The organism is Siminovitchia sediminis, from assembly GCF_042680885.1.
Classification (GTDB): Bacteria; Bacillota; Bacilli; order Bacillales; family Bacillaceae_C; genus Siminovitchia; species Siminovitchia sediminis.
Genome location: NZ_JBHUEO010000053.1, coordinates 21,669 through 29,526, shown reverse-complemented (window position 1 = coordinate 29,526; position 7,858 = coordinate 21,669). Strand labels below are relative to the sequence as shown.

At 37.9% G+C, this 7,858-nt stretch carries 10 protein-coding genes; all 10 read right to left on the bottom strand.

Annotated features, from left to right (window positions below):
* Nucleotides 1-146: 146 nt before the first annotated feature.
* Genes ACFSCZ_RS14875 through galE form a run of 10 tightly spaced genes read right to left on the bottom strand, consistent with a single transcriptional unit; the run spans nt 147 to nt 7,855 of the window.
* Nucleotides 147-1,130: a glycosyltransferase gene (locus ACFSCZ_RS14875; RefSeq protein ID WP_380774892.1), complete on the bottom strand. Its 984-nt coding sequence runs from the start codon at nt 1,128-1,130 to the stop codon at nt 147-149.
* A complete protein-coding gene (locus ACFSCZ_RS14870) occupies nt 1,114-1,563 on the bottom strand; it encodes an FAD synthase family protein (RefSeq protein WP_380774891.1) in 450 nt (149 codons plus the stop codon). The genes ACFSCZ_RS14875 and ACFSCZ_RS14870 overlap by 17 nt, the downstream gene beginning before the upstream one ends.
* A complete protein-coding gene (locus tag ACFSCZ_RS14865) occupies nt 1,550-2,728 on the bottom strand; it encodes a CDP-glycerol glycerophosphotransferase family protein (protein WP_380774890.1) in 1,179 nt (392 codons plus the stop codon). The genes ACFSCZ_RS14870 and ACFSCZ_RS14865 overlap by 14 nt, the downstream gene beginning before the upstream one ends.
* Nucleotides 2,729-2,753: 25 nt before the next feature.
* The gene (locus tag ACFSCZ_RS14860; RefSeq protein WP_380774889.1) at nt 2,754-3,791 is read right to left on the bottom strand and encodes a glycosyltransferase family 2 protein; all 1,038 of its coding nucleotides are present in this window, start codon (nt 3,789-3,791) and stop codon (nt 2,754-2,756) included.
* Between the two features lie 25 nt (nt 3,792-3,816).
* Nucleotides 3,817-4,149 (bottom strand): helix-turn-helix domain-containing protein, encoded by a 333-nt coding sequence (locus ACFSCZ_RS14855; RefSeq protein WP_380774888.1) that lies wholly within the window; start codon nt 4,147-4,149, stop codon nt 3,817-3,819.
* Nucleotides 4,150-4,180: 31 nt separating this feature from the next.
* The gene (locus tag ACFSCZ_RS14850) at nt 4,181-5,341 is read right to left on the bottom strand and encodes an aminotransferase class I/II-fold pyridoxal phosphate-dependent enzyme (protein WP_380774887.1); all 1,161 of its coding nucleotides are present in this window, start codon (nt 5,339-5,341) and stop codon (nt 4,181-4,183) included.
* Entirely contained in the window at nt 5,342-5,986 is a 645-nt protein-coding gene (locus tag ACFSCZ_RS14845) for an acetyltransferase (RefSeq protein WP_380774886.1), read from the bottom strand. It lies immediately after the preceding gene.
* Nucleotides 5,987-5,988: 2 nt separating this feature from the next.
* Nucleotides 5,989-6,597, bottom strand: coding sequence for a sugar transferase (locus ACFSCZ_RS14840; protein WP_380774893.1), 609 nt, complete (start codon nt 6,595-6,597; stop codon nt 5,989-5,991).
* A 20-nt stretch (nt 6,598-6,617) separates the two neighbouring features.
* The gene (locus tag ACFSCZ_RS14835; protein WP_380774885.1) at nt 6,618-6,776 is read right to left on the bottom strand and encodes a hypothetical protein; all 159 of its coding nucleotides are present in this window, start codon (nt 6,774-6,776) and stop codon (nt 6,618-6,620) included.
* On the bottom strand, nt 6,746-7,855 hold the full coding sequence (gene galE / locus ACFSCZ_RS14830) for a UDP-glucose 4-epimerase GalE (protein WP_380774884.1): 1,110 nt from the start codon (nt 7,853-7,855) through the stop codon (nt 6,746-6,748). The genes ACFSCZ_RS14835 and galE overlap by 31 nt, the downstream gene beginning before the upstream one ends.
* Between the last annotated feature and the right edge of the window lie 3 nt (nt 7,856-7,858).

Sequence of the window (7,858 nt, the reverse complement as noted above, 5' to 3'; positions counted from 1 at the left end):
TTCCCTTCGCCCTTGTTATTCACAACCTAAACCATTGGCGTGTTTGTCAAGGGCGATTGCGTGAGTTAACCACCCAACCACTGATAGAAATCTAGTGAGTTTTCATAGAACTTTTGACATTACCTTTCACTTGAATAACTAAAAACTCAACCTTCACTTAATAAATTATTTTTTATCTTTAAGGACAAAACCGCAGCATCCACATGAACATTTAGCACAGTCAATAAATAAAGCTGTTTAGGAGGTAAAGTTTTGTTTTTTAAGATTTGCCAAAGGTACTTTCTTATATAACATCGAATAAAAGAGAGATACTTTTTTTGATCCATAGGTGAATGAACTTGAGTGATTATATAGTTCATATGATCTATACATGTATAAGCAAATCCTAAAAAACATTCTTTGGAAATACTCGGATAGTGCTTCGTCATGTATTGCAAAATTTCATCCCATCCAATGAAAGCATCCAACCGCCTCTCATTGTATGCCGCCGTTAAAATGCTCCCCGTACGTTTAATGTAGATATATCCGATCTCATTTGTATATACCGCTCTATTTGCGTTTGAAAAAAGCTTATAGGTTGTGGCTAGATCTTCATGTATTCTGCCTTCAGGAAATTTCACTTGATGAAAGCAATTTTTCTTAAATAATTTATTACATAGGGAAAATCTATATAATATTCCTTTAAAAAGTTCTTTTAATGCTTCTAACTTTTCCAGTTCTAACACAAATGAATCGCGCTTCTCATTAATTAATTTACCGTCAATTTCTCTGCCTAATTGGCAAATACCAACATCACTGTCCGTTTGTCTGCAAAGTTTTAGCAAATTATAATACATGTCTTTTTCAATTCTGTCGTCAGCATCTACAAACCCAATGTATTCTCCCTGGGCTAGGTCAACACCCAGATTTCTGGCCTCACTGACTCCAGCGAAATTCAAATGCTTAACCTTTACTCTCTTATCCTTCTGCGAATATGCATCACAAATTAAACCGCTGCTGTCGGTTGAGCCATTATTGATTAAAATGACTTCAAAATCTTCCAGGGTTTGACCTAAAATGCTTTTTAAACAACTGTCCAAATACAACTCCACATTATGAACAGGGACAATAATGCTAATAGCTGGCTTCATACGACTGCACCGTTTCTTTAAGCCGGATTTTCTCCTTCACCAGTGTAGAAGAAATTCTTTTTGTATAGGGAAGATACACTATATCTACACCTACACCGTTAAACTTTTTTTCTGCTTCATTAAAAAGCGGATCACCTTTCCAGTCATCCCCAACAAACATAGCATGAAATTGCAGGTCTTCCCATGCGGCAAACTTGTCTCTATTCATTTGAGGCAGCACTAAATCTACATATTTAATTCCTTCGACAATCGCTAGACGATCATGAAATGGAATAACCGGCAGTTTATTTTTATAACTCTGAACTAATTCATCCGTGCTTACACCCACAATAAGATAGTCACATTGTTCTTTTGCATTCTTTAAAATATTTAAGTGACCGACATGAAACAGATCAAACACTCCTGTGGTATAACCAATTTTATATTGCTTCAACAGTATCCCTCCCAGATTCTTCAAAGCAAATTTCCTCTATTCTGTTTAACAATTTTTCGCATGCTCTCCCAGTTTCGTATGAACCTATCCGATGATGGAAGCTTTTGAGAGATTTTTGATATTGAACCAAGTCTAGCTGCTGTATTTTTTCAGAAAGATCTTGATTGCTGTATGCCTTAATGAAAGGGATTTCTGATAGTTTAAAATATAATTCGCGTTCCTTTTTCATGTATTCCATTTCATCAGGGACATACAAATAACAGGGTTTATTAGTTATAGAATAATCAAACATAAGTGATGAATAATCAGTAATTAAAAAATCAGTTATATATAATAGTTGCTGAATATCATGAAAACTTGTTACATCCTTGACATCACCAGCAGCAGATCTGAGCTGCTGGGAATAAGGCAGCAAATGAGGATGCAACTTGATTAAACATATCCAGTTTCCGCCAAACTTCTTTTTTAAAGCTTTGACAAGTGCTTTATAATCCAAGTTGTAAACCGTTAAATCATTATTTTTTCTGTATGTAGGTGCATAAAGCACAATCTTGGTGCCCCGCTCAATATTTAATTGGTAAAGCAATTTATCTTTATCTACAATTCCTTTCTGAAAAAACACATCATTTCTAGGAGTACCATGTGTAAAAATCTCGCCATCATACCAAAAAGACCTTCTAAAAATTTCTGTGCTGTAACCACATCCCGAGAGCAACAAATCGCATTTGCCGGAATCCTTTTTGGCCATCTCCACATATTGCTTTGGCAGATACTTTATTGCATCCTTTTCTATTCGCTTTAGCCGCAGTGAGCTGTGCCATGTTTGTATATAATATTGATTTTTTCTTTTTATAAAAAAATCTGTAGTTCTGAAATTAGTAATAATTACTTTTGCGGTACACATTTCATAGAAATACCGAATAGACATGGTTTTCACTTTTCGTATCCCATGTCTTATATCACTATTTTTCAAGTCATTCAATGCCCAAACAAGGTCATATTTTCCCTTGGGTGTCTGCTGAAGAATATACTCTGTTATATATTTTGGATTGCATCCATATTGGCTGCCGTAATAGCTATAAAGAAAAACCTTGTTCTTCTTGATTGGAAATAAATGAAATATATAAACCAGAAGTAAACAACCATACTTTTTAATTATATCCATTTAAAAAGCTCCTTGCGCCTCTTAATCAGATTCTCAAATTGACTTTTTCCAAACCCTCTTCAGTCGGAATCAACTTTAATCGCCGGGCCAATTTTCGTGCACCCAGAAAAGCAACATTTATCATAGGATGAATGGAAAATAATTCCAATTGCCTCCTTAATTCTTTATCCGACTTTGCCGCTTCCTGAAAAAATGAAAAATGCTGCATAATATAATCCCTAATAGCATTTTTATATTGCCCTGACTGATCCTGAGATTTATTTAAAAATAATAAATTGTAGTGAATCAAGCACGCTTTTAAAATAGACCGATAGGAGTCATCTGCCAATTCTTTATAATGTTGTTCAATAAATGTGTGTCGTTCTTTCAATCCTTTAAGAAAGTCTAAGTTTTTAAGCGAATAATTAGACACAATGCTGTTTTCTCTCTGATAATAGTAATAAAGCGGTTCATGCATAATGACAAAATTTTTCACTCTTTTCATCACCTGATGAGCCCAAAATACATCTTCAAATAAAACATTCTTTTTAAAAGGAATGTCTTTGATTATTGATGCTTTATACAATTTCCCCCAAGCAAAATTTTTCACTGTTTCGTTTTTCAGCAATTCCTGCATCAAGGATTGATTACTGTGAAGAATAGGAGATTCATCTTTTGAGTAGCAGCGGTTGTCATACAGCAAATAATCATTATAGGCATAATAAAAAGCCGATTGTACAACATCAGCTCTGCAGTAAATGATCATATTCAGTAATTGCTCCACCATATTGTTTGCAATCCAGTCATCACTGTCTACAAACATGACATAGTCCCCTGTCACACATTCCATTCCAGCATTTCTGGCGTCCGATAAACCTCCGTTTTCTTTATGGACCACGATAATTCGGCTGTCTTTTTTTGCATACTCCTCAATGATACTCCCACACTGGTCAGGCGACCCATCATTCACCAGTATAATATCTAAATTCCAATAAGACTGTCCAATAATGCTTTCCACACACCTATGAATATACTTTTCTACTTTATAAATGGGAACAATGACACTTACCTTTGTCTTTGTCATGTAAACCGCCTGCTTCTTTTATTTTTTACTTCCCCGACTGTTTTTTCCAATTGATAAACTCTATCAACGTTTCATATTCCTTAATTTCTTCTTTTTTAATTCCTGATTCCTTTAAAGTACGTACAAAATGAACCCATTCCTCATCTTTATGTTCGGAATTAACATCCGTACCTACTAATTCTTGAAAATCAACTTCAAGAACCTCTGCAATATTTTTTACAATATTAATTGAAGGATTTTGATTCAAGTCCCGCTCTATATTACTCAGATAAGATTTAGATATGTTTGCACGCTGGGCAAGTTCCGTAAGTGACAGTCCTTTTTTTCTTCTAATGCTGCCGATCTTTTTTCCAATCATAAATCAAAACCTCTTTTTTCAGAATGAACTTCTATACTTTTACCTTCAACGCCTTCTTTATAAATTGAATCACCCTCATAAAGTTCTCACCTTTCATATTTGATCCTGATGGAAGACAAAGCCCATTCCGAAAAAGGTATTCAGAAACATTCATTTCTTCATGGCTGTAAAATAACGTCCCCTCAAACAATGGCTGTAAATGAAGGGGTTTCCATACAGGCCGAGCCTCTATATTTGCTTCTGCCAGCAGCCGCATAAGAGTGGATGAGGAAATTCCCGTTTGCTTTTCATCAAGCAGCATGGCTGTAAGCCAGCGGTTAGAAAAAGTTCCTTCAAGCTCCGGCATAAATTCAATACCCGGAATAAATGACAATTCACGCAAGTAAGAAGAGAATATATCTCTTCTTGCTGACACTCTTTCCTTCAGAACCTTTAATTGAGCTCTTCCAATTCCAGCTAAAACATTGCTCATTCGGTAATTGAACCCCAGGCAGCTGTGCTGATAGTAGGGAGCAGGATCTTTTGCCTGGGTTGCCAAAAACTTGGCTTTTCTAATCGCTTCAGCGTCATTGGAAACAAGCATTCCGCCACCTGAGGTGGTAATGATTTTATTTCCATTAAATGAGAAAATACCTAACTTACCCATAGTACCGCTTGGCTTTTGCTTGTAGCGGGAACCCAATGATTCTGCAGCATCTTCAATAACAGGAATATCGTATTGATTGCACAGACATAGGATTTCATCCATTTTGGCGCTTTGTCCATATAAGTGAACGACGATGACGGCTTTTGGCAGCTTTCCTTTTTGGCCTGCATCTTCCAAGGCCTTCTTGAGCGCAGCAGGTGACATATTCCACGTATCTGGTTCAGAATCTATAAAAACCGGTTCGGCTCCTTGGTATAAGATAGGGTTTGCACTGGCTATAAATGTAAGTGTAGAGCAAAAGACGGTGTCCCCCCTTTTAACACCCAACAAAGCGAGAGCCAAATGGATGGCGGAAGTTCCGGAATTCAGAGCAACAGCCTCCTTTACACCTAAGAAATTGGAAGCTTCTCGTTCGAATGCTTCCAAATGAGGACCAACGGGTGCCACCCAGTTTGTATCAAAAGCTTCACGAACAAACTCCAATTCACTGCCTGATAAATGAGGAGTGGAAAGGTGAATTTTTTCTTTTTTCGTTGCACGGATCATTTATACACCTTCTTTCATGTGTACTTTCTTCACTTTTGCAGGTACTCCTACAGCGGTACAATCTGGAGGAATGGAATGGATGACAGTCGCTCCTGCGCCAATCATAGCCCACTTTCCAATTTTCACCCCTGGTATAATCGTAGCTCCCGCACCGATATGCGCCCCTTCCCCTATTTTCACCCCGCCTGTTAATGTGGCATTTGGAGAAATATGAACGTATTGGCTAATTCGGCTGTCATGTTCTACAACCGATTTCGTATTAATAATGGTATGTTCTCCTATCTTGGTATCGGGATTAATAACCGTGTGAGCCATAATCACAGAACCATATCCTATTTCTGCGCTCGGACTTACCCACGAAGTAGGGTGTTTAAGTATAGCATAATAATGCGCTGGAAATTGCAGCTGGTCAACAATCCGTTTTCTCGTTTTGTTATGCCCGATCGCAATAACAAACTTTAAACCTTCATACATTTGAATCAGGTACCGGGCTTTTTCAATTGGACCGCAAATCAGATCTTTTCTTTTTTGAAATACATGATACTTATCATCTAAACAGGCAATCATTTCCCCTTCTTTGATAGAATGAATCAGCTCCCGAATAACCTTACTGTGCCCTCCTCCGCCAATCATAGCTATTTTCATATTCAGCCCTCTTTCGAAGTTATCTTTGATCCATTGAAATTCTCCACAGTCGCTTTTCCCGGCTGGTTGATTCCCTCCGAACGAAGTACCTTTTCAACCGTTTTGATTAGTATCTTTATGTCTAATATGAGGGAACGATTTTCTACATACCATACATCCAATTCAAACTTTTCATCCCAGCTGATGGTATTCCGGCCATTAATTTGGGCCCACCCTGTTAAGCCTGGTTTTACCTGGTGGCGTTTTGCCTGGCGGGGCGTATACAACGGAAGATACTCCATCAAAAGCGGCCGCGGCCCAACCAGACTAAGGTCTCCTTTTAAAATATTAAAAAGTTGAGGGAGTTCATCCAAACTATATTTCCTTAAAACATTTCCTAATGGCGTAACCCTAGCCTCATCTGAAAGCAATCGCCCCCTTGCATCCCGGTTACTCGCCATTGTCCGAAATTTATATAGATTAAATGGTTTGCCTTGAAAGCCCGGACGCTGTTGTATAAAAAAAATTGGCTTTCCCATTTTTATTCTTATAACCAGGCCAATCATAGCCATCAAAGGAGAAAATAAAATAAGTGCCAGAAGTGCAGCCACAATATCTATTGCTCTTTTCATAAATTGATCACAGCCAGCCATCAAAATTCCCCCGCTTTACTCATCATCGACAATAGATCCAATTTTATGGCCTCTATCATATCTGCTGCCTGTATGTTCTTTTCGCTATACCCTATGATGATCATTTTTTTCAAGAGCCACTGTATTTTCAGGGATTGATTGTTCTCGGCCTTTTCCATTTTACTCCTCTTTCTTTGTGCATATTAGCTATCGATAAACAACTATCCTTCAGGTGTGCTGAAGTTTCTTCTTTATAACCCTGGGGATTGAACGACTGCCATTTCCAGGAATCCATGCACATATCATCAATTGACTTTTCAGCAAACCAACCAAGTTCCCTATAAGCCTTCAAGGGACTCGCATAGCAAATGGCAATATCGCCATCTCTCGGGGCAGCAATCTGATAAGGTATAGATATGCCTGTAACTCTTTCAAAAGCATTGACTAATTCAAGGACACTGTATCCCTTTCCTGTACCCAAATTAAAGCTATGAACCCCGGCGTCTGAATTGATTTTTGCCAGTGCTTTTAAATGCCCTTTAGCCAGGTCCACTACATGAATATAATCTCTAACGCCGGTACCGTCTTTGGTCGGATATTGATTTCCAAATACTTGCAGCATCTCTCTTTTCCCTACAGCCACTTGTGTAATATATGGCATTAAATTATTGGGAACGCCCTTTGGATCTTCCCCAATCCATCCACTTTCATGAGCACCGATTGGGTTAAAATAACGCAGCAATGCAATACCCCATGTATGGTCTGAATGATAAAGATCTTTTAAAAGCTCTTCTATCATGAGCTTCGTCCGTCCATAGGGATTAGTAGCATATTTAGGAAAATCTTCTGTAATCGGACAAGTTTCAGGTATTCCATAAACAGTGGCCGATGAGCTGAAAACTAGCCGTTTTATATTAAATTGACTCATAACTTTACATAAAATCACTGTGCTTGTAATATTCTTGTGGTAGTAAGAAAGCGGCATACGAACGGATTCCCCCACTGCTTTCAATCCCGCAAAATGGATGACACTTTCAATGGTATTTTCTAAGAATACCCTTGCCAGTTTTTCTTCATCCAACAAATCCACTCGATAGACTTTCAACTTTTTCCCACAAATTCGTTCTACTCTCTTCAGAGATTCGATATTGCTGTTGCAAAAGTTGTCAACCACCACCACATCATATCCTGCATTTAGTAGTTCAACACATGTATGACTCCCTATATATCCTGCTCCGCCTGTAACCAAAATGGCCACCAT

What these genes read in the sequence shown, in the direction of transcription:
- ACFSCZ_RS14875 (WP_380774892.1), bottom strand. Translation starts at nt 1,130, where the DNA reads ATGAAGCCAGCTATTAGCATTATTGTCCCTGTTCATAATGTGGAGTTG.
- ACFSCZ_RS14865 (WP_380774890.1), bottom strand. Translation starts at nt 2,728, where the DNA reads ATGGATATAATTAAAAAGTATGGTTGTTTACTTCTGGTTTATATATTT.
- ACFSCZ_RS14860 (WP_380774889.1), bottom strand. Translation starts at nt 3,791, where the DNA reads ATGACAAAGACAAAGGTAAGTGTCATTGTTCCCATTTATAAAGTAGAA.
- ACFSCZ_RS14855 (WP_380774888.1), bottom strand. Translation starts at nt 4,149, where the DNA reads ATGATTGGAAAAAAGATCGGCAGCATTAGAAGAAAAAAAGGACTGTCA.
- ACFSCZ_RS14850 (WP_380774887.1), bottom strand. Translation starts at nt 5,341, where the DNA reads ATGATCCGTGCAACGAAAAAAGAAAAAATTCACCTTTCCACTCCTCAT.
- ACFSCZ_RS14845 (WP_380774886.1), bottom strand. Translation starts at nt 5,986, where the DNA reads ATGAAAATAGCTATGATTGGCGGAGGAGGGCACAGTAAGGTTATTCGG.
- ACFSCZ_RS14840 (WP_380774893.1), bottom strand. Translation starts at nt 6,597, where the DNA reads ATGAAAAGAGCAATAGATATTGTGGCTGCACTTCTGGCACTTATTTTA.
- ACFSCZ_RS14835 (WP_380774885.1), bottom strand. Translation starts at nt 6,776, where the DNA reads ATGGAAAAGGCCGAGAACAATCAATCCCTGAAAATACAGTGGCTCTTG.